General features: G+C 58.8%; 7 protein-coding genes. 5 read left to right on the forward strand and 2 right to left on the reverse strand.

Going from position 1 to position 21812, the window contains the following annotated elements; all coding sequences use genetic code 11:
• Nucleotides 1-41 precede the first annotated feature (41 nt).
• On the reverse strand, nucleotides 42-899 hold the full coding sequence (locus tag G4D79_RS25075; RefSeq protein ID WP_064073940.1) for a glycosyltransferase family 2 protein: 858 nt from the start codon (nucleotides 897-899) through the stop codon (nucleotides 42-44).
• 404 nt (nucleotides 900-1303) lie between these two features.
• On the opposite strand from G4D79_RS25075, the gene G4D79_RS25080 reads away from it, so the two are divergent.
• The 5 genes from G4D79_RS25080 (at nucleotide 1304) to G4D79_RS25100 (ending at nucleotide 6137) form a co-directional block, all read left to right on the forward strand.
• On the forward strand, nucleotides 1304-2275 hold the full coding sequence (locus tag G4D79_RS25080; RefSeq protein WP_020969036.1) for a daunorubicin resistance protein DrrA family ABC transporter ATP-binding protein: 972 nt from the start codon (nucleotides 1304-1306) through the stop codon (nucleotides 2273-2275).
• A complete protein-coding gene (locus G4D79_RS25085; RefSeq protein WP_054781949.1) occupies nucleotides 2272-3135 on the forward strand; it encodes an ABC transporter permease in 864 nt (287 codons plus the stop codon). Before G4D79_RS25080 ends, G4D79_RS25085 begins: the two co-directional genes overlap by 4 nt.
• Nucleotides 3132-3992 (forward strand): ABC transporter permease, encoded by an 861-nt coding sequence (locus tag G4D79_RS25090; protein ID WP_058039006.1) that lies wholly within the window; start codon nucleotides 3132-3134, stop codon nucleotides 3990-3992. The genes G4D79_RS25085 and G4D79_RS25090 overlap by 4 nt, the downstream gene beginning before the upstream one ends.
• Before the next feature lie 118 nt (nucleotides 3993-4110).
• Nucleotides 4111-5148 carry an alpha/beta hydrolase family protein gene (locus tag G4D79_RS25095; RefSeq protein ID WP_058039005.1) on the forward strand — a complete coding sequence of 346 codons (1038 nt, stop codon included), beginning with the start codon at nucleotides 4111-4113 and terminating at the stop codon, nucleotides 5146-5148.
• 179 nt (nucleotides 5149-5327) lie between these two features.
• Complete coding sequence (locus G4D79_RS25100) at nucleotides 5328-6137, forward strand: triacylglycerol lipase (protein WP_256082506.1); 810 nt, start codon at nucleotides 5328-5330, stop codon at nucleotides 6135-6137.
• Between the two features lie 173 nt (nucleotides 6138-6310).
• Here G4D79_RS25100 and G4D79_RS25105 read toward each other — a convergent pair whose 3' ends face one another.
• Complete coding sequence (locus G4D79_RS25105) at nucleotides 6311-21706, reverse strand: non-ribosomal peptide synthase/polyketide synthase (RefSeq protein WP_214514506.1); 15396 nt, start codon at nucleotides 21704-21706, stop codon at nucleotides 6311-6313.
• Between the last annotated feature and the right edge of the window lie 106 nt (nucleotides 21707-21812).

Below are 21812 nucleotides of genomic sequence, written 5' to 3' on the forward strand. Positions count from 1 at the left end.
GCTAGACACGAGCATTCTCGAATAAATACCGGACGGATTTATCAAGAAAAGACGGGAAGATCCCGCGCCCGCTGCCTCCGACCCAAGACCCGAGACGAGAGTTGTCCGGAATCCTTGTCATAAATTCGATAAAGAGGCCACAAGATTGCATGCAGAATACTGTCTGCTGCAATCAAGAATGTTAACTTCCAATTCGATACACCATGATGCTCGAGGGTTTTCTTCGATGCTCGATTATATCGTGCATACACTCGCGGCGAACTAACCCCACGTCTACCCGAAACCTTTGCGGCCATGCTCGAGATCTGCCCCACTGCGCAACGAACATGCGCCATGCAGAGGGATAGATCGATATCCTCATGAATGTCGGTTCGATCGCTGACCGCACCCCTAACGGCCAACCAAGCCGACCGACGCATCGCCATGTTACTGCCTGGAACTGCAACAACGGGCCGAACCGCCCCCTGAGCCCCGCGACCGAGTCGCCAATTCGTCCATCGGCGCTGAAGGCCGGCGATCGGAGATTCATAAAGGTAAGTCAGGCCAGTTACGCCCGAGAAATCGTCGCGACGCTCGAAGAATTCGTGAACCGCAACGGCCCAGTCTTCCCCCACGATCGTATCCGCGTCGATACGTCCGATAATTTCTCCACTCGCCGCGTCAAACCCTTTGTTTCTCGCATGCACCACCCCGGGGCGGGATTCTTTGAGAAGCCGAACCTTGGGACAACTACTTTGATACTTCTCGATCAACTCGGAAGTGTTGTCCGAGGAATTATTGTCAACGATGATGATTTCGTCGACATATTCACCTTGAGCAATGAGCGCTTCGATGCACGTTTCGATGTATTCAGATTCATTAAAAGCCGGAACAACCACCGACAACGTCGCGTTCGCCATTTCCCAACGGTATCGCGAATCTCTCCACAAGACATCGAGCAGCGGGCCCAGGGGACCAACCGGAAGGAATCGGGGGACTTTCGTCACCGGTCAAATCAAAGACCTCCGGTCCGCGCAACCGAATACCCACCTGCGCAGATGCGCTGAAAATCTATTTGGTCATTCGTTCAATTAGAAGAGATCTTTACGTTACAAAGAATATTTGTGATTCTTGCCACAAGGTGAAATCGAAGGTGAGAGTTGCTGGCAGGAGCCACATACTCCCTCTCACGCGTCCGATTGCCCGAGTGTCGGTTTGACCCTCCGGTAACATCTGAGCGGAGATCACGGATAGAAGACAGAAGGCATCTGTGCGCCCGTCGGGAGCGCGTGCCCGTTCCGACAATGCAGACAGCGGAGTGTTGATGCCCTTTTCCACGGACGCAGCGGTACTAGTGGAGGACGTACACAAGTCCTTCAAGAACGTGCACGCGCTGCGAGGGATCAACTTCACCGCCCCACGTGGGACAGTGCTCGGCATCTTAGGTCCCAACGGCGCAGGCAAGACGACGACGGTGAAGGTCCTCTCCACGCTCATTCGTCCCACCAGTGGACGCGCGATGGTGGCTGGCTACGACGTAGTGCGCAATGCTCCCGAGGTTCGACGCTCCATCATGATGACCGGGCAGTTCGCCGCCCTGGACGATTCACTCACCGGCCGGGAGAACATCGAACTGTTCGGCAGGTTGATGGGTCTCGACCGAATGTCGGCGAAGGTGCGCGCTGCCGACCTGCTCTCTCAATTCGACCTCGTCGAAGCAGGATCTCGAGTAGTGAGGAACTACTCCGGCGGTATGCGCCGACGAATCGATATCGCGTGTGGCCTGGTTGTTCGCCCCGAGGTCGTTTTCCTCGACGAGCCGACCACCGGCTTGGATCCGCGCAGTCGGCAGAGCGTCTGGTCGCTGGTCCAGTCACTGAAGGAGCAGGGAATCACCGTGCTCCTGACAACTCAGTACCTCGAAGAGGCAGATTTACTGAGCGACAACATCATCGTCATCGACAAAGGCGCAGTCATTGCTGAGGGGACTGCTGACCAACTGAAGGCGCGAACCGGCGCAAGCTTCTGCGAGATTGTGCCCGCAGATCTCAAACAGCTGCCTCATGCGGTCCATGCCCTGGGCAATCTGGTCCCCCGCGACTTCAGATTCGATCTGGCACAAGAAAGCGGTCGCATCGCTATCCCCGCACCTGTCGGCGCAGGAACCCTCTCCGAAGCGCTGCGTCGTCTGGACCACGCACGGATTCCGCTTGCAGACATCGCGCTCCGTCGCCCGTCACTCGATGACGTCTTTCTTTCACTCACAGGTGAACAGCACGTAAGCGAGACGCCGTGACGACAACTACAAAATTCGGGGTCGATCAAGTGACTGTCCGCGGGGAAAGTCGCAGCAAGATTGCAGTCCCCGAGGCTTTAAGCGTTGGAAAGCACCGCCGACCGCATCCATCAGCGATCAATCAGTGGTGGGTGCTGACTGCACGCACCGTCAAATCGATGGTCAAGCGCTATGAGCTGCTCGTTGCAGTCATCGCACCGCTGATCTTCACGATCGGGTTCTACCTTCCCTTGAAGTTCGTCATGCAACTTCAAGGGATCAACTACGCGCAGTTCTTGATGCCGATCATTGTCCTGCAGGCGATGGCATTCACATCGATCTCGGCTGCTCAAATGTCTTCGACCGAATCGATCACCGGCTTCAGCAACCGGATGAAAACCATGCCGGTCGTCGGCCCGATCCCGCTGCTGTCCCGTCAATCCAGTGGGTTCGTCAGATCAACAGTCTCGCTTGCTGCCGCATTGGCGTTCGGCCACTTGATCGGTTTTCGATTCTCAGCCGGAGTCGGGCAGGCCGTCTTGTTCTGCGCTGTCGCCCTGGCGTTCAGCACCTGCCTGTCCTTCGCTGGTGACGCCATCGGCTCATTGTCGAAGAGCCCGCAGGCCACCAGTCAAGCGCTGACATTGCCACAGTTGATTCTGGGGATGTTGTCCTGCGGTTTTGCGCCCGAGACCGGCTTTCCCGAGTGGATTCGGCCGTTTGTACGCAATCAACCGGTATCGCAGTTTTCATTCGCCATGCGTGATCTTGCACAAGGCGGAGTCACCTGGAGCGTCCTGTTTCCCGTCGTTGCGTGGACTATCGGGTTGATCGTCGTGTTCGCGCCACTCGCGTTCTGGGCAAGTATGAGGCGGTCATGAACGAACCGACAGATCGATTCATGGCTGTAGTCCGCCCGGTCGAGGGGTTCAACTTCCCTTACCCGGATAAAGCGCTCCCCGAGAACTCGTTCAAGGCGCTGGTCGTGCACAGTGGGATTCAGGCTAAACGCCTGCTGCTCACCTGGCTGCGAGATCCGTCGACGGCCATTCAAGCCCTCATATACCCAGCATTCATGTTGCTCATGTTCCGGGTCGTATTGGGCAATTCGATTACAGCAGCAACCGGCCAGTCGAGTATTTTCGGGACAGTTCCACTGATCATCCTCGTAGGCGCTATGTTCGGGTCGATTGCGAGCGCCGTCGGCCTCAAAGGTGAACGCGCGTCCGGACTGCTGAGTCGATTCTGGACGCTCCCCGCGCATCGCGCCTCGAGTCTCGTCGGACGCATGATCGCAGAAGCAGTCCGAGTTCTTCTCACGTCAATCGTGATTCTCGGCGTCGGCTATCTGCTGGGGTTCCGATTCAATCAAGGTCCGCTGGCGGCCTTCGCGATCTTGGCGTTGCCCGTCATTTTCGGCGTCGGTTTTGCCATGATGGTGACGGCCCTGGCCACTGTCTCCGACAACTTGCCGCTCGTCGAAATCGTATCCATCTCGTGCACACTATTGATGTTCTTCAATTCCGGATTCGTCCCTGTGATGGCCTACCCGAAGTGGCTTCAACCAGTGGTGGCAGAGCAACCGATGTCCGTCGCTATCGACACGATGAGAGGGCTGTCGTTGGGCGGTCCTGTGGCGGAACCCCTCGTCAAGACGCTGATCTGGTCCATCGGCATGATTCTGGTCTTCGTCTACCCAGCAATTCGGGGATACCGACGCGCCGCGGCGATGTCGTAACGAATACAGACCGCAAACCGACTTCACAGTTCGAGAAACAAGTGGCACCAGGGATGAGCATCGATGTACCCGTGCCACGCAACGAGAGGTATCTAACTTGACGCGTACAAGGCAGTCCATGTGGAGGCGCGCTACCGGTGTCGCCGCGGTGACGATGGTGTGCGCTCTGGTTCCGGCCGGTATCGCAACTGCGTCGCCTGTCACTCACCAGGGCGGCGGAGATTCGGTGGAGCCCGTCACGAGTGGTTCTTACGTCGTCTCAGTCGAGCAAGTGAACGATCGCCAAAAGATCGTGAATGTATACGCGGCGTCGATGGACCGCGTTGTTCCAATTCAGGTCATCACTCCTGCCGATGACTCCGCGCCCCGTCCCATCCTGTACTTGCTCAACGGAGCCGGTGGTGGACAAGATTCCGCTACTTGGGAGTACCAGACCGATGTCGTCGACTTCTTCCAGGACAAGAACGTCAACGTCGCGACGCCAGTTGGTGGACGCCTGTCGTACTACACCGACTGGCAGAAGGAAGACCCGAAACTTGGTAAGAACATGTGGAGCACTTTTCTGGGTAAGGAGCTCCCCCCGTTGCTGAACAAGCAACTTGGCAGCAATGGCGAACAGTCGATTGCAGCAATCTCGATGTCGGGTACTTCTGTGCTCAACCTGGCGATCGAGTACCCAGGTTTTTACAACTCCGTTGCCGCATTCAGCGGGTGTGCTCAGACCAGCGATCCGCTCGGCCAGCAGTTCGTCAAGACCACCACGGAGTGGATCGGCGGCGTTGACGACGTGCAGAACATGTGGGGTCCGTTCGACGGCCCCGGTTGGCGGGAACACGACCCCCTTGTGAACGCTGAGAAGCTGCGTGGCACACAGATTTACATGAGCACCGGCAGCGGGCTCCCCGGTTTCCCCAATGACACCCCTGCTAATCCGCGCATCCAGGACGGCCGCGCTGCGATGTTCGACCAGATCGTTGTCGGCAGTCCGATCGAGCTTGCAACCAACCTGTGTACCTCCAACATGGCGAAGCGGCTCTTCGAACTGAATATTCCGGCAGTAGTGGATTTCCGACCAACAGGTACCCATTCATGGGGCTACTGGCAAGACGATCTACACAAGTCCTGGCCATTCATCGCACAGTCTCTGGGCGTCTGATTCAAGTGCCTCGTGCTGGCTTCAACTCCAGCACGAGGCACCGATTAGCTTCATAGGAGGAATCAGCGGTGCGGTTCATTCGGATCATGCTGGTCGTACTGGGAACGTGTTTCCTGCTGTCTGGCACCTCAGTTAGTGCCCTGGCGGATGATCGAGAACCCAGCCCTGGTTTCGCGACTATGGGTCCATCGCCGGCGGGCTCCAACAACTGGAATTGCGTTCCGAGCGCCGATCATCCTCGTCCGGTAGTTCTCATCCATGGAACAACCGCGAACATGGTTGATACCTGGGCTGAACTTTCCCCGCAACTTGCTGATCTCGGCTACTGCGTATTTGCTCTCAATTATGGAGGGGCACGGGAAATCTTCAATCCCAACGCTCTCCAATGGGGTATCAGGGACATTGCGACTTCAGCGAAAGAGCTTGCAACCTTCGTTGATTCAGTTCGCCGTCATACGGGTGCAGGCCAGGTGGATCTCGTAGGCCACTCCCAAGGGGGAGTCGTCGCTCGCCAGTACCTGAAGTTCGACGGTGGTTCGACTCCGGAAGATCCGTCGAAAAACGCCGTCCATTCTCTGGTCACCCTCGGCGCTACCAACCACGGAACGACCTTCGGCGGCTTGCAAGCAAACGCCAAACAACTCTCAGATATGGGGCTTCCTGGAGACCTCTTGGTTCAGGCGATTTGGGGACCAGCCGGTGTTCAACAACTTCAAGGGACACCGCTGTTGACTGAGCTCAATGCGGGCTCGGAAACCCAACCGGGAGTTACGTATACCGTAATCGCGACCGCTCACGACCAGATTTCAACCCCTCCGGAAGCTTCGTTCCTTACCGCAGGCCCCAATTCCGTTGTAAACAACGTCTGGGTCCAGGATGGATGCCCAGGCAACACTGCCTCGCATGCGGGGCTGGTTCGTGACGCGCATTCGTTGGACCTCGTAAAATCCGCGCTCGATCCGGAATTCACGCCGATCCCCTGCGCATAGCTGCCCCAGACGTCGAGATGGTCAGCCGCAGCGGTCGAAATCGCACGCTCGACAAACTCCGATCGACAAGCGTGCGCTGTCACGGGTGAACATGACCTCCTACAAGGCCAATCACGAAGAGCGAAGCATACGAGCCTGGCCGTCGCCCGACCAGGCTCGTATACGCCGGTTGATCAATCAGCGGCGCCACCGCGCAACACACGCTCAATGATCAGCCCGATAGCGCGAACGCCTTCAGGAGACATCATCTCCAGGTGGTGAACGTCGACCAATTCATCCGTCAGTTCTCCTTGCGCGTACGGACCCCAAACCTTATCGGCTTGCTTTGCGTCCGAACGATCCAACGAACTCACGAAGGTGATCGGCCCCCCGAACGACTGCGGCCGATGGGCGTTGATCAGCTTCGCCGAAATCGCAATGCTTGTGAGCAACCGCTTGATCGCAGACGCATCGAGTCCGATTCTCTCTCCGTCGACAGCCGTCAAGATCTCTGCAGACCTTTCGACCGACAATTCATCGAGCTTTTCGTTCTCGCCGAAGACAATCCCCATTGCAGCCAACTCAGCGCGCACCTGGACAGCGTGCTCTGATTCGTCGCGTGTTTCCGGCGAACCGTCCAGCAAGATCAACGCCTCAACGATCTCGCCTCGCTCCTCCATCTTCGCCGCAACCGCTTGAGCAATGATCGCGCCGAGCGACCAACCGAGAATTCGGTACGGGCCTGACTGCTGAACCCGGGTGATCTCATCCACGTAGCGATCCGCGTAATCGTCAAGGGATCGTCCTTGGAATGCCTCATCAGTCAGAACAGGGCTCTGCAATCCATAAAGCGGAATCGAACGGTCCACAACAGCCGCCAACGGCGCAAAAGGCCACGCCAGTCCAACGAGTGGATGAACACAGAACAACGGCACATCGCTCCCTGTCGTTCTCAGCGGCAGAAGCGTTCGTAGTGCATCATCGGTTTTCGCATCGAAGCCCACCCGAATTCCGAGTGCAATTCGTTCTGCAAGTTCGCTGACCGTCGAAGTAGCGAAGATGAGTCGCAGTGGGACCTCCACGGAAACTGCTGCGCTCAGCCGAGCAGCAACCCTCGCTGCGACCAATGAGTTGCCACCCAACTCGAAGAAGCTGTCGTCCGCTCCGATGTGCTCGACACCGAGAATCTCCGAAAAGACGCTTGCGACAAGTAGTTCAGCTTCGGTAGTGGGAGCCCGGAACACCGCAACCTCGAACACCGGCTCCGGCAACAACTTCCGATCCAACTTCCCCGAAGCATTCAGCGGCAACGCATCCAACACCACAAACTGCGACGGCACCATATACGACGCCAACCGCTCCCCCACACCCACCTTCACCACATCAACATCAACCGAAGACCCCACCGCAGCAGTGACATACGCAACCAACTGATCACGCCACACCACCACCACCACAGAACCCACACCCACCTGATCCCGAACCGCAGCCTCGATCTCCCCCAACTCGATCCGCTGACCACGCAACTTCACCTGAAAATCACTACGACCGACATACTCGAGCTCACCCGACACACCGATCCACCGCACCACATCCCCCGTGCGATACATCCGCGAACCCACCCCACCGAACGGATTCGCCACAAACCGCTCCGCCGACAAATCCACCCGCCCGAAATACCCACGAGCGACCTGCACACCCGACAAATACAACTCACCCGCAACACCCACCGGCACCGGACGCAACCGCGAATCCAACACCAACACCGACGAATTCCACACCGGAGCACCCATCGGCACCACCACACCCACACCATCGAGCGGACCCGCCGCCGTCGCATGCACCGTGAACTCCGTCGGACCATACAAATTATGAACCTCAACCGACGGCAACACCGACAACACCCGACCCACCACCGACGCCGGCAACGCCTCACCCGCCGCGAAAACCACCCGCAACGAACCCAACCCACCACCACCGAGACGCGAAATCGTCGCCTCCGACGTGTCGACCAACTGATCGACGAACACCTCCAACATCGACGGCACAAACGAGACCATCGACACCGACTCCGCCGCCACCACCGACGCCAAATACCCCGGATCCCGATGACCGTCATGAGTAGCCACCACCAACCGAGCACCCACCGCCAACGGAACAAACAACTCCCACACCGACACATCGAACGTCACCGGAGTCTTGAACAACACCACATCAGAACCCGACACCGCATAACGCTCCGCCAACCACGACACCTGATTGACCACACTGCGATGACTGACCGCCACCCCCTTCGGCCGACCCGTCGACCCCGACGTGAAAATCACATACGCCGTATTCCCCGACCGCAACGGCGCAACCCGATCCACATCCGAGACAGGAGCATCCGAAAAACCAGACACATCAACAACATCAACCTCGACCACCGGCACCACACCAGCATCGAAACCAACATCAGAAGTACTGACCACACACACCGGCGACGCCGCCGCCAACACATACCCATTACGGTCCGCAGGCTGATCCGGATCCACCGGAACATACCCACCACCAGCCCTGAGCACACCGTAAACCGCAACCAACAAATCAACCGACCGACGAACCGCAACACCCACCAACGACTCCGGCCCCACACCCACCGAAACCAAATACCTGGCAAAACGATTCACCCGAGCATCGAACTCCGCATACGACAACGACACACCCTCGAACGAGAGCGCTACCGCATCCGGAGACGCCGCCACCTGCGCATCGAACCCGTCCAACACCGACACACCCGCAACCTCACGAGCCGTGTCATTCCACCCCTCGAGCACCAACGAACGCTCAACAGAATCCAAAATATCAACGTCACCAACAATGGTTGACCGATCAGCAACGACGGCAGCCAGGATGCGTTCGAATCGGGTTGCCATCGAGGCCACCGTCGACTCGTCGAACAGATCCGTCGCGTACGTGAACGTCGCCGCCATCCCGGCCGGGGCACCGGACTCGTCGAACTGCTCGACCATGGTCAACTGCAGATCGAACTTCGCCGCCACCGCGCCGGTATCGACGCCCGCAACCGTCAGATCGCCCAACTGCAACCCGGTCTGGCGTGCGCTCTGGAACGAGAGCATCACCTGGAACAACGGATTACGAGCCTGCGACCGCGCCGGATTGAGCACCTCCACCAACCGCTCGAACGGCACATCCGCATGCGCAAACGCACCCAGATCACCCTCACGCACCCGACCCAACAACCCCGAGAACGACTCCGAAGAATCCACCTCGGTCCGCAACACCAACGTATTGACGAACATCCCGATCAAATCATCGAGAACCTGCTCACCACGACCCGCCACCGGAGTACCGATCGCAATATCGGACGTCCCCGACAACCGCGACAACAACACCGCCAACGCCGCATGCACCACCATGAACAACGACGAATTCGACTCACGCGCAGCGTCACTCAACGACACATGCACATCACGATCAATCACGAACGAATACGCAGCGCCACGATTGGACGCCACCGCCGGCCGCGGACGATCAGCCGGCAAATCCAACTGATCCGGCAACCCCGCCAACGCCGACTCCCAGAACCCGATCTGACGCGAAATCAACGACGACGGATCATCTTCCGAACCGAGAGTCTCCCGCTGCCACAACGCGTAATCCGCATACTGCACCGCCAACGGCGTCCACCCCGGCACCTCACCCCGAGAACGAGCCTCGTACGCCACCATCACATCACGCGTCAACGGCCCCATCGACACACCATCACCACTGATGTGATGAACCACCATCGCCAACACGAACTCCGACTCCGACACCGCGAACAACCGCGCCCGAACCGGAACCTCCACCGCCACATCGAAACCAGCCGACAAGAACTCCGTCACCGCACCAACGACATCGGACTCCGACACCGCCACCGGCGACAAATCCAACCGCACCCGATCCGCAGACAACACCTCCTGGAACCCGACACCGTCGACCTCCGGATACACCGTCCGCAAAATCTCATGCCGCACAACAACATCCGACACCGCAGCGTCCAACGCCGCCACATCCAACAACCCCGACAACCGAATCGCCACCGGAATATTGTCAACATTGGATCCCGGATCGAATCGGTTCAAGAACCACATCCGCTGCTGCGCCAACGACAACGGCACCCGCTCCGGACGCACCCGAGCCGTCAACGCCGCCCGCGCACCCGAACCAACCTCCGACTCCACCCGAGCAGCCAACAACTCCACCGACGACGCCTCGAACAACACCCGCACCGGAACCTGCGCATCGAGCGCCTGCCCCAACCGCGCCGCCACCCGAGTAGCAATCAAAGAATTACCACCCAAAGCAAAGAAATCATCATCCAACCCGACACGCTCGACCCCGAGAACATCCCCGAACACCGACGCGACGATCTCCTCCACCGCCGTCACCGGAGCCCGGAACACCGCAACCTCGAACACCGGCTCCGGCAACAACTTCCGATCCAACTTGCCGTTCGCATTCAGCGGCATCCGTTCGAGAGTGATCAATTTGGTAGGGACCATGTAGCGCGGTAGCCGCAACGAAAGATCCTGCAGGATCAATTCGGCGGATATTGAGGCAGAGTCGTCGCCGACCCCATACGCGACGAGGTGCGAGCCCCGATCTGCATCATCATGAAGTACAACCACGGCCTGGCGAACCCCTGGAATTTCAAGTAAGGCACGCTCGATCTCACCAAGTTCAATCCGGAGCCCGTGCAACTTCACCTGGAAGTCGCTACGTCCGATGTACTCCAACTCTCCCGACTTAGTCCATCGGGCAAGGTCACCAGATCTGTACATCCTCATGCCCGGCTGACTGAACGGATTGGCAACAAAGCGTTCGGAAGTCAGTTCACCCCTCGTCTCATACCCGCGGGCAAGCTGACCTCCGGCAAGGTACATCTCGCCCACTACACCAGATGGAACGAGTTGTAACTTATTGTCGAGCACATAAATATCGACACCGCCGGCGGGCGAGCCTATTGGAATACTCTGGTATTGCTCAGCTCTGACCGAATGACTGGATACCGAGACAGCCGACTCCGTCGGCCCATACTCGTTAAACAACTCTGCAAGACTCAAGTTACGGAAGCGATCCGCCAAATGCGGCGTAAGTGTCTCGCCACCGCAGAATACTTGACGAAGACTAACCAAGTCGTCCGGGCACGCTTGCTCCAGAATTTCGCCAAGAACTGATGGCACGAAATGGGCCGATGTAACTCGGTTTTCGCGGATCGCGCGAACCAAATAACCAGGATCACGGTGCCCATCAGCAGACGCAATCACCAATCGGGCACCAGACAACAGTGGCCACCAAAACTCGCGAACGGAAGCGTCAAAAGTGAAAGGGGTCTTCTGCAGTACAACATCTTCCGCGGTCAACCCATAGCGTTCCTGACGCCAATCCAAGGATCGCACTACAGATTGGTGTGGAACCGCCACGCCTTTCGGCCTTCCGGTCGAACCCGAAGTGAAGATGACGTACGCCGTATCTTCCGGATGAAGACTCCGGCCTCTTTCTCCCTGACGAACTGGAACCGACGAGTACCTATCGAGTTCGATCGAGTCCAGAAGAATTCTCGCGCCCCCGAAAGACTCGTCTAGATGGGTACCAGATGTCGTTAGGATACAAATTGGTGAGGATGTTTCGATGATGAACTGATTTCGATCAATCGGTTGATCCGGGTCCAATGGCACATAGGCTGCACCGCTCTTTGAAATCGCATACATTCCAACCACAAGTTCGATCGATCGCCGAACTGAGAGCACTACACTTGTACCGGGACCCGCGCCAATCTCGATTAGGAATCTTGCCAACCGATTTATGCGGCTATCCAACTCGCGATAGGTCAACGCGTTATCGCCGTCAGCTATGGCAATTAGATCAGGAGTCTTCGCAACCTGCCTATCGAATCGATCCGGTAGAAGATCCGCCGTCAACGGAGTTCGAACCGGCGCTTGGGACCAAGCCAGTATCGACTGTCTTTCAGCAGCACCAATGATGTCTATGTCGCCCAAACATATTGAATGATCGGCGACGACAGTACCGAGAATCCGTCCGAACCGAACCGCAAACCCTGCCACCGTCGACTCGTCGAACAGATCCGTCGCGTACGTGAACGTCGCCGCCATCCCGGCCGGGGCACCGGACTCGTCGAACTGCTCGACCATGGTCAACTGCAGATCGAACTTCGCCGCCACCGCGCCGGTATCGACGCCCGCAACCGTCAGATCGCCCAACTGCAACGCGGTCTGCTCCATGTTCTGGAACGAGAGCATCACCTGGAACAACGGATTACGAGCCTGCGACCGCGCCGGATTGAGCACCTCCACCAACCGCTCGAACGGCACATCCGCATGCGCAAACGCACCCAGATCGCCCTCACGAACCCGACCCAACAACCCCGAGAACGACTCCGAAGAATCCACCTCGGTCCGCAACACCAACGTATTGACGAACATCCCGATCAAATCATCGAGAACCTGCTCACCACGACCCGCCACCGGAGTACCGATCGCAATATCGGACGTCCCCGACAACCGCGACAACAACACCGCCAACGCCGCATGCACCACCATGAACAACGACGAATTCGACTCACGCGCAGCGTCACTCAACGACACATGCACATCACGATCAATCACGAACGAATACGCAGCACCACGATTGGACGCCACCGCCGGCCGCGGACGATCAGCCGGCAAATCCAACTGATCCGGCAACCCCGCCAACGCCGACTCCCAGAACCCGATCTGACGCGAAATCAACGACGACGGATCATCTTCCGAACCGAGAGTCTCCCGCTGCCACAACGCGTAATCCGCATACTGCACCGCCAACGGCGTCCACCCCGGCACCTCACCCCGAGAACGAGCCTCGTACGCCACCATCACATCACGCGTCAACGGCCCCATCGACACACCATCACCACTGATGTGATGAACCACCATCGCCAACACGAACTCCGACTCCGACACCGCGAACAACCGCGCCCGAACCGGAACCTCCACCGCCACATCGAAACCAGCCGACAAGAACTCCGTCACCGCACCAACGACATCGGACTCCGACACCGCCACCGGCGACAAATCCAACCGCACCCGATCCGCAGACAACACCTCCTGGAACCCGACACCGTCGACCTCCGGATACACCGTCCGCAAAATCTCATGCCGCACAACAACATCCGACACCGCAGCCTGCAGAGCCTCCACATCCAACAACCCCGACAACCGAATCGCCACCGGAATATTGTTCGCCGACGACAACGTATCGAAACGGTTCAAGAACCACATCCGCTGCTGCGCCAACGACAACGGCACCCGCTCCGGACGCACCCGAGCCGTCAACGCCGCCCGCGCACCCGAACCAACCTCCGACTCCACCCGCGCAGCCAACAACTCCACCGACGACGCCTCGAACAACACCCGCACCGGAACCTGCGCATCGAGCGCCTGCCCCAACCGAGCCGCCACCCGAGTAGCAATCAAAGAATTACCACCCAAAGCAAAGAAATCATCATCCAACCCGACACGCTCGACCCCGAGAACATCCCCGAACACCGACGCGACGATCTCCTCCACCGCCGTCACCGGAGCCCGGAACACCGCAACCTCGAACACCGGCTCCGGCAACAACTTCCGATCCAACTTCCCAGACGCATTCAGCGGCAACGCATCCAACACCATGATCAACGACGGAACCATGTACGACGGCAACACCGCACGCAGCGAATCCGTAAGCGCTACAACATCAACCACCGCACCCGACGCCGGCACCACATACCCAACCAAGCTGTCACCCGACTTGGAGTCAGAGTGCATCACGACGACGGCGTCGTTGACGTTCTCATGCGTGAGCAGGGCTGATTCGATCTCACCCAGTTCGATCCGCTGACCACGCAACTTCACCTGGAAATCGCTACGGCCGATGTACTCCAGCTCCCCCGATTTGGTCCATCGAACCAAATCTCCGGTGCGGTACAACCTGGCGCCGGCTGATCCGAATGGATCGGCGACAAATCGCAGCGCCGTCATAGCAGGCTCACCGTGATATGCACGAGCCACCTGCGGTCCACCCAAATACAGTTCACCGGCCACACCCACCGGCACTGGCGCCAACCGGCCGTCAAGCACAACAGTGGACGCGTTAGCGACGGGCGTACCGATCGGGACGACCACCGCCTCAGGAGTCGCCTCCCAAGCTGTTACCACCTCGACCTCGGCAGGCCCGTACCAGTTGTGCAGGCTCGCCGAGGCGTACCCGCTGAATCGGCGTACGGTGTCGGCGCTCAACGCCTCTCCTGCGACAAAGACTCGACGCACCGATTCCGGCAGCGGCGCGGGCACCGCGGACATGAATGCGCTCAACATCGACGGAACGAAATGCACCGTCGTGACCCGCTCTTGAGCGATGGTTTTCGCAAGATAATCTGCGTCCCGGTGTCCATCGGGAACCGCGATGACCAGTTTCGCGCCAGTTTGGAGAGTCCAGAACAATTCCCAGACCGAAATGTCGAAGGTGATCGGCGTTTTGTGCAGTACCACATCCGAGCAATCAAGCCTGTAGGTCGCCTGAGCCCACACCAACTGGTTCACCGTTGCGCTGTGTGTAATGGCAACGCCCTTGGGTCGACCTGTCGAACCTGAAGTGAAGATCAGATACGCCGTGTTTTGCGATCGCAAAGGCGAATTGCGTTCAGAGTCGGCAATCCGGCGAGATGGGAACCCGTCCAAGTTCAGAGCCTCGACAGTCACCATCCGTCGACCCGTCGACGCGAACTGATCGCGAGCGGTAGTCAGAATCAGTACCGGATCCGCCGCCTCTACGACGTACTCGGTGCGTTCTGCTGGATGATCTGGATCGATAGGAACGTAGGCGCCCCCAGCCTTCAGAACGGCGTAGATCGCAACCACGAGGTCAATGCTCCGACGCATCGCCACACCGACCAACTGCTCAGGTCCGACTCCTTCGGAAATGAGGTGACGCGCGAGTTGATTGACCTTGGCATCGAACTCCGCATACGTAAGTTCAATTGCGTCCATGGCCAACGCGACAGAGTTAGGCGTCCGCGCAACCTGCTCGTCGAACAACGAGACCAGCGTCGCATTGTCCGAGCACAAAGATCCGGCCGAAACAGCTTGTGCCAGTACCTGTTCACTCTCGCTCTGCGAGAGTACGGGAATATCACCAACCAGTACGTCCGGAGTTGCGGACACTGTGCTCAGAATTCGCAACAGACGATCGACGAATTCCAGCACCGTTGATTCGTCGAACAGGTCGGTTGCGTAGTTGAACGACCCGTGTATCCCTGAGGGTTCTCCAGACTCGCTGATGACCTCGGACAGAGTGATCTGAAGGTCGTATTTCGCCGTTCCCGAGTCCGCTTCGATCCCGGAAATCGTGAGTTCTGGCAACACGAACTGCGTTTGCGCAAAGTTCTGGAACACCAACAAAACCTGGAACAGCGGTGAGTGCGCAGTAGAACGCACGGGGTCGATCTCATCCACCAACCACTCGAACGGCACATCCGCATTGGCAAACGCCGATAGATCGATTTCACGCACCTGCTCCAGGAACGAACCGAATCCCTCCGACGCTTCGACGTTCGTGCGTAAGACCAGCGTGTTGACGAACATACCAATCAGATCGTCGAGTTCGGCCTCCCCGCGTCCTGCGACAGGAGTACCAAGCACCACGTCCGTGGAACTGCTCAGTCTGGACATCAAAACAGCCACAGCCGCGTGAATGACCATAAAGACAGTGACGTTGTGACCCTCTGCAAGCCTCGACAAGTCTGAATGAAGGCGTGCATCGATCGTGAAATTGACTGTCGCTCCGCGTAACGACTGAATCGCGGGCCTTGCACGATCCAAGGGGAGATTCAAAACGGGGGGGACGTCAGCCAACTGAGTTCGCCAATACGCAATTTGCTTCGACGCGATCGAGTCCGGGTCACCATCTGAGCCCAACATCTCGCGTTGCCACAACGCATAGTCCGCGTACTGCACTCCGAGAGGTGCCCACCCCGGAACCACCCCCCGAGATCGGGCCTCATACGCGACCATGACATCGCGCCCGAGTGGCCCGACTGAGGAACCGTCTCCGGCAACGTGGTGGATCACGACAACCAACACGTAGTCGCCAGAGCCAAGGCTGAACAGTTTCGCTCGAACGGGGACCTCAGCACCGACGTCGAATCCCTGTCCGACAACCTCTGCTACGCGCAGCATTACAGACTCGGCGTCGACCTCGACTGGACTCAAGTCCAGCACGACCTCTTCGGGTGGAACAATTACCTGCATTGGTCCATCTGGATCGCTTGGGTACAACGTTCTGAGCGACTCGTGTCGTGCCAGGACATCGGAAACAGCAGCTTTCAGCCCCGCCACGTCCAGCTTCCCTGAAAGCCGGATCGCGAGAGGAACATTGTAGACCGGCGACTCTGGGTCGAGTTGGTTCAGAAACCACATCCGTTGCTGTGCAAGGGACAACGGCACCCGCTCCGGACGCACCCGAGCAGTCAACGCCGCCCGAGCACCCGAACCGATCTTGGTCTGAACCCGGGCAGCCACGCGCTCGACCGAGGACACCTCGAACAGCACCCGTACCGGAACCTGCGTATCGAGCGCCTGCCCAAGGCGGGCAACCATCCGAGTCGCAATCAGCGAATTGCCACCCAAAGCAAAGAAATCATCATCAAGCCCGACCCGATCCACACCCAACACCTCGGCGAAAACCGAGGCAACCGACTCCTCCACCGGAGTCACCGGAGCCCGGAACGCCGCAGCCTCGAACACCGGCTTCGGCAACAGCTTCCGATCCAACTTCCCCGAAGCATTCAGCGGGAACGCATCCAACACCATGATCTGCGACGGCACCATATACGACGGCAACACCGACCCCAACGAATCCACAAGCGCCGCAACATCAACCACCGCTCCCGACGTCGGCACCACATACCCCACCAACTGATCACCGGTCTTGGTCGACACCACCGCCACCGACGACACCGACACCGACACATCGGCCACCAGGGCCGACTCGATCTCCCCCAACTCGATCCGCTGACCCCGGAACTTCACCTGGAAATCAGTGCGCCCGATGTACTCGAGCTCCCCCGACCAGCCCCACCGCACCAAGTCCCCCGTGCGGTACATCCGATCGCCGACACTGCCATGAGTGAACGGATTCGCGACGAAGCGATCCGCCGACAAATCCGGACGAGAAACATACCCACGAGCCAACTGATCACCCGCAAGATACAACTCTCCCGCAACACCCGCCGGCACCGGACGCAATCGCGAATCCAAGACGAAAACCTGCGAATTCCACTGCGGCACACCAATAGAAGCCACACCACCGTGGACAGCATCCGTCACATCCGCGAACGTGATCGACACCGCGGCCTCGGTCGGACCATACAAGTTGTGAACCCGCGCGCTTGAAACAACACCGAAATCGCGCACCGTCTGCGCCGGCAACGCCTCACCGATGACGAACACATCACGTAGCGAATCCAACTGGCTGGCAGAGACTTCCCCCGTGAACACCGACAGCATCGTCGGCACGAAGTCCGTCACCGTCACGCGCTGATCAGCGATCACCGACGCCAAATACCCCGGATCCCGATGACCGTCATGAGTGGCCACCACCAACCGAGCACCCACCGCCAACGGCAGGAAGAACCCCCACAAAGACACGTCGAACGTCGTCGCAGTCTTCTGCAGATACACATCCGACCCGGTCAGAACATACTGCCCCTGCATCCACGCCATCTGATTGACGATCGCCGCATGCGAAACCGCCACACCCTTCGGCTTCCCCGTCGACCCCGACGTGAAAATCACATACGCAGCATTCGAAACACGCAACGGCGCAACACGATCCACATCAGAAACAGGCGCATCCGAGAATCCGGACACGTCCAGCTCGTCTATCAACACCACATCGAATTTACTCGGCAACACCACACCGTCACCAGCAGTGGACAACACACAGACCGGTGCCGCGGTCTCGAGAATATGACCATTGCGCTCGACCGGATGATCCGGATCCAACGGCACATACGCCCCACCCGCAGCAACCACTGCATACATACCAACCACAAGGTCAACCGACCGGCGCATCGCCAACGCCACCAACGACTCCGGCCCCACGCCCACCGAAATCAGATACCGTGCAAGACGGTTCACCCGAGACCCGAACTCCGCATAAGTCAGAGACTGCCCCTCGAACACCACCGCCACCGCATCCGGCGTCGCCGCCACCTGCGCAACAAACCCGTCGAGCAACAAAGCACCAACAGTCAACTCGTGAACAGTGTCATTGACCGCCACCAGCACCTGCGAACGCTCGCCCTCACCGAGCAACTCCACATCCCCGACAACCGAATCAGGCTCCGCCACCATTGCTTCCAGAACACGCACCAACCGCTCCGCAAACGAAACAACTGTCGACGCGTCGAACAGATCCGTCGCATACGTCAACGACATCGGCATCCCCACACCGACGCCGTCCTCCTCCAACGGCGTCACCGTCAACTGCAGATCGAACTTCGCGATCTCGACACCGGCGTCGAAACCGGCAATCGACAGTCCCGGCAACTCCACGACATCCTGCGCCATGTTCTGAAAGAACAACGCAACCTGGAACAACGGATGATGGGCCTGCGACCGCGCCGGATCAAGCACTTCCACCAAACGCTCGAACGGCACGTCCTCGTTGCCGAACGCCCCGAGATCGACCTCACGAACCCGACCCAATAACGCCGAGAAAGACTCCGAAGAATCCACCTCGGTCCGCAACACCAACGTATTGACGAACATACCAATCAGATCGTCCAGCTCCGGCTCACCCCGCCCTGCGATCGGAGAGCCCACCACAACGTCGTCACTACCGCTCAGCCGCGCCAACAACACCGCCAACGCCGCATGCACCACCATGAACAACGACACATTACGATCAAGCGCCAACTGCTCGAGCGCTCGATGTAACCGCGCGTCTATCGAAAACTGGTAACTCGCACCCTGATTGGATGCCACCAACGGCCGCGGGCGATCCGCCGGCAGCTCGATCCGCTCCGGCAACCCCGCCAACACCGACGTCCAATACCCCAACTGCTCAGACATCAACGACGACGGATCACCCTCGGACCCCAACACCTCACGCTGCCACAACGCGTAATCCGCATACTGCACCGCCAACGGCGCCCACCCCGGAACCTGTCCACCCGCACGCGCCACATACGCCATCGACACATCACGCACCAACGGACCCATCGACACACCGTCAGCAGCGATATGGTGAATCACCAACGCCAACACAAACTCCGACGAACCCGTCTGGAACAAACGAACCCGTAATGGCACCTCGACCGTGACATCGAACCCCTCTGCCACCACTGGCGTCAGCACACCGAGCAAGTCGGCCGCGTCGACAGTTTCGGGCAATACAGTTTCCACGAATTCGTCCACCGGAAGTACTTGTTGGAACCCGATGCCCTCGAATTCCGGATAGACGGTCCGCAACACCTCGTGCCGCGCAACAACATCCGACAGCGCTGCGGACAGTGCCGAAACATCGACGGCACCGGACAACCGCAACACGATCGGAATGTTGTTCACACCAGACACAGAGTCGAATCTCGACAAGAACCACATCCGCGACTGTGCAAGGGAAAGAGGTATCCGGTCCGGACGAGAGCGAGGGGCCAAGGCAATTCGCACACGCCCCGCTGAATCTGACAAAACAGATGCAAGACCGGAGACTGTCGAGTACTCGAAGAGCGTTTTGACCTGAACCCGCACATCGAAAGCCGCACTGAGACGCCCGGCCAATTTCGCAGCAATCAACGAGTTGCCGCCGAGTTCGAAGAAGTCGTCGTCAGCGCCGACTCGGTCCACCCCCAAGAGTTCTTCGAATATGCGCGCGACCACGACCTCACCATCGGAGGATGGCGCTACAAACTCTCGGGCCTCGAATACGGGATCAGGAAGTGCTGCTGAATCCAACTTTCCTACTGGCGTCAAGGGAATCTCGTCGATGACAACGACAGCCGCCGGAATCATGTGACGGGGAAGATCCGTCTTGACCACTGCCAGGACGTCATCCCCGGACAGCACGGCTCCAACTGCAGGAAGCACATAAGAGATGAGAGCCGTTTCACCGCTGGGCAACACTCGCCCGAGCGTTGTCACGAACTCGACCCGTTCGTCGAGTGCGATGACCGCGTCGATTTCAGTCAACTCGATGCGGAAGCCACGGATCTTGACCTGGGAATCGGACCGTCCGACGTATTCGACGCTACGATCGCCGGCAGCACTTTCCGTCCACCGCACCACGTCCCCCGTGCGGTACATTCGTTCACCCTGTGCCCCAAAGGGATTCGCGATGAATCGATCGGCCGTCATACCTGCCAAATTGTGGTATCCGCGCGCAACCTGCGGCCCTGCAAGATAGAGCTCACCCGTAGTCCCCGTCGGTACAGGCTGCAAGCGGGCATCCAATACCAAAGACGCTGCACCACGAATCGGACCACCGATCGTGACGGGATCACCCGCGCCGAGTTCCGTCATGTTCGTGACGATCGTCATCTCGGTCGGGCCGTACGCGTTGACAAAGTGGCGTCCGGGCGCCCACTTCGCGACCAACTCTGGCGGACACGCTTCACCCGCGACCACGACGACAGCAACATCGTCGAGTCCAGATGGATCCACCGATGCGAGCACCGAAGGAGTAGCGCCGACATGCGTCACTCGCTCTGTCTTGATCAGCTCGGCTAGCTCGGGCCCACCGTAGATGCTCGATGGGGCAATCACCATGACGGCGCCCGCCCCGATCGTCTCGAGTAGTTCGAAGATCGATACGTCGAAGCTTGGAGTCGTGAAGTGCAAAACCCGCGAATTGCCGTCGAGCGACAGCATGCGAATTTGCTCTCGCTGCAGGACGGCTAGCCCCGAATGCGAAACAACAACACCCTTGGGTCGCCCTGTGGAGCCGGATGTGTAGATGACGTACGCGGCGTGCTGCTCACGCAGTGTCCTTACCCGCTCGTCATACGTCACTGGCGCGCCGGAGACAGCGGCCAACGACTCGACAGTGTCCGAAGCATCGATCGAGATCCACCCGACCGAGTCGGTTAACCCGGCGCGTGCACCCTCAGTGGTCAACCCGACCGAAACTCCAGAATCGCTGATCATGTAGGCCACGCGATCGGCTGGATAGTTCGGATCCACCGGGACGAAGGCGGCGCCGGACTTCGCGACTGCCCACAGTGCCAGAACGGACTCGATGGACCGCGGTATCGAAATTGCAACCCGATCCTCTGGCCCCATGCCGCCGGCGATCAACAATCTCGCCAAACGAGACGATTGCTCGTCCAACTCTGCGTATGACAGCGAACGTCCTTCGAACCGCAACGCCTCCCGCTCGGGCCCCAGCTCGACGGCCGCCGCCAGCAGTTGCGGAAGCAACGAGGTGCTGGCACGACGGCCGCGTGCCGGACGCTCTCGACGTGCCTTGCGAGCTACCGAAGTCCCTGGCGTCACACCATCGGAGCTCATGCGGTCACGACCTGCACTCGAACGGCATGCTGGAGGAACACGTGCTGCGTCAAGACAATTTCACCTTCGCTTTGGTACTGCAGTTCGATCAGTATTCGCAGGAATC

Source organism: Rhodococcus sp. WY5 (genome assembly GCF_018588185.1).
Classification (GTDB): Bacteria; Actinomycetota; Actinomycetes; order Mycobacteriales; family Mycobacteriaceae; genus Rhodococcus_F; species Rhodococcus_F qingshengii.

Excerpts from the sequence above, each read along its gene's own strand:
- G4D79_RS25075 (WP_064073940.1), bottom strand. The coding sequence starts at position 899 with ATGGCGAACGCGACGTTGTCGGTGGTTGTTCCGGCTTTTAATGAATCT.
- G4D79_RS25080 (WP_020969036.1), top strand. The coding sequence starts at position 1,304 with ATGCCCTTTTCCACGGACGCAGCGGTACTAGTGGAGGACGTACACAAG.
- G4D79_RS25090 (WP_058039006.1), top strand. The coding sequence starts at position 3,132 with ATGAACGAACCGACAGATCGATTCATGGCTGTAGTCCGCCCGGTCGAG.
- G4D79_RS25095 (WP_058039005.1), top strand. The coding sequence starts at position 4,111 with ATGTGGAGGCGCGCTACCGGTGTCGCCGCGGTGACGATGGTGTGCGCT.
- G4D79_RS25100 (WP_256082506.1), top strand. The coding sequence starts at position 5,328 with ATGGGTCCATCGCCGGCGGGCTCCAACAACTGGAATTGCGTTCCGAGC.
- G4D79_RS25105 (WP_214514506.1), bottom strand. The coding sequence starts at position 21,706 with ATGAGCTCCGATGGTGTGACGCCAGGGACTTCGGTAGCTCGCAAGGCA.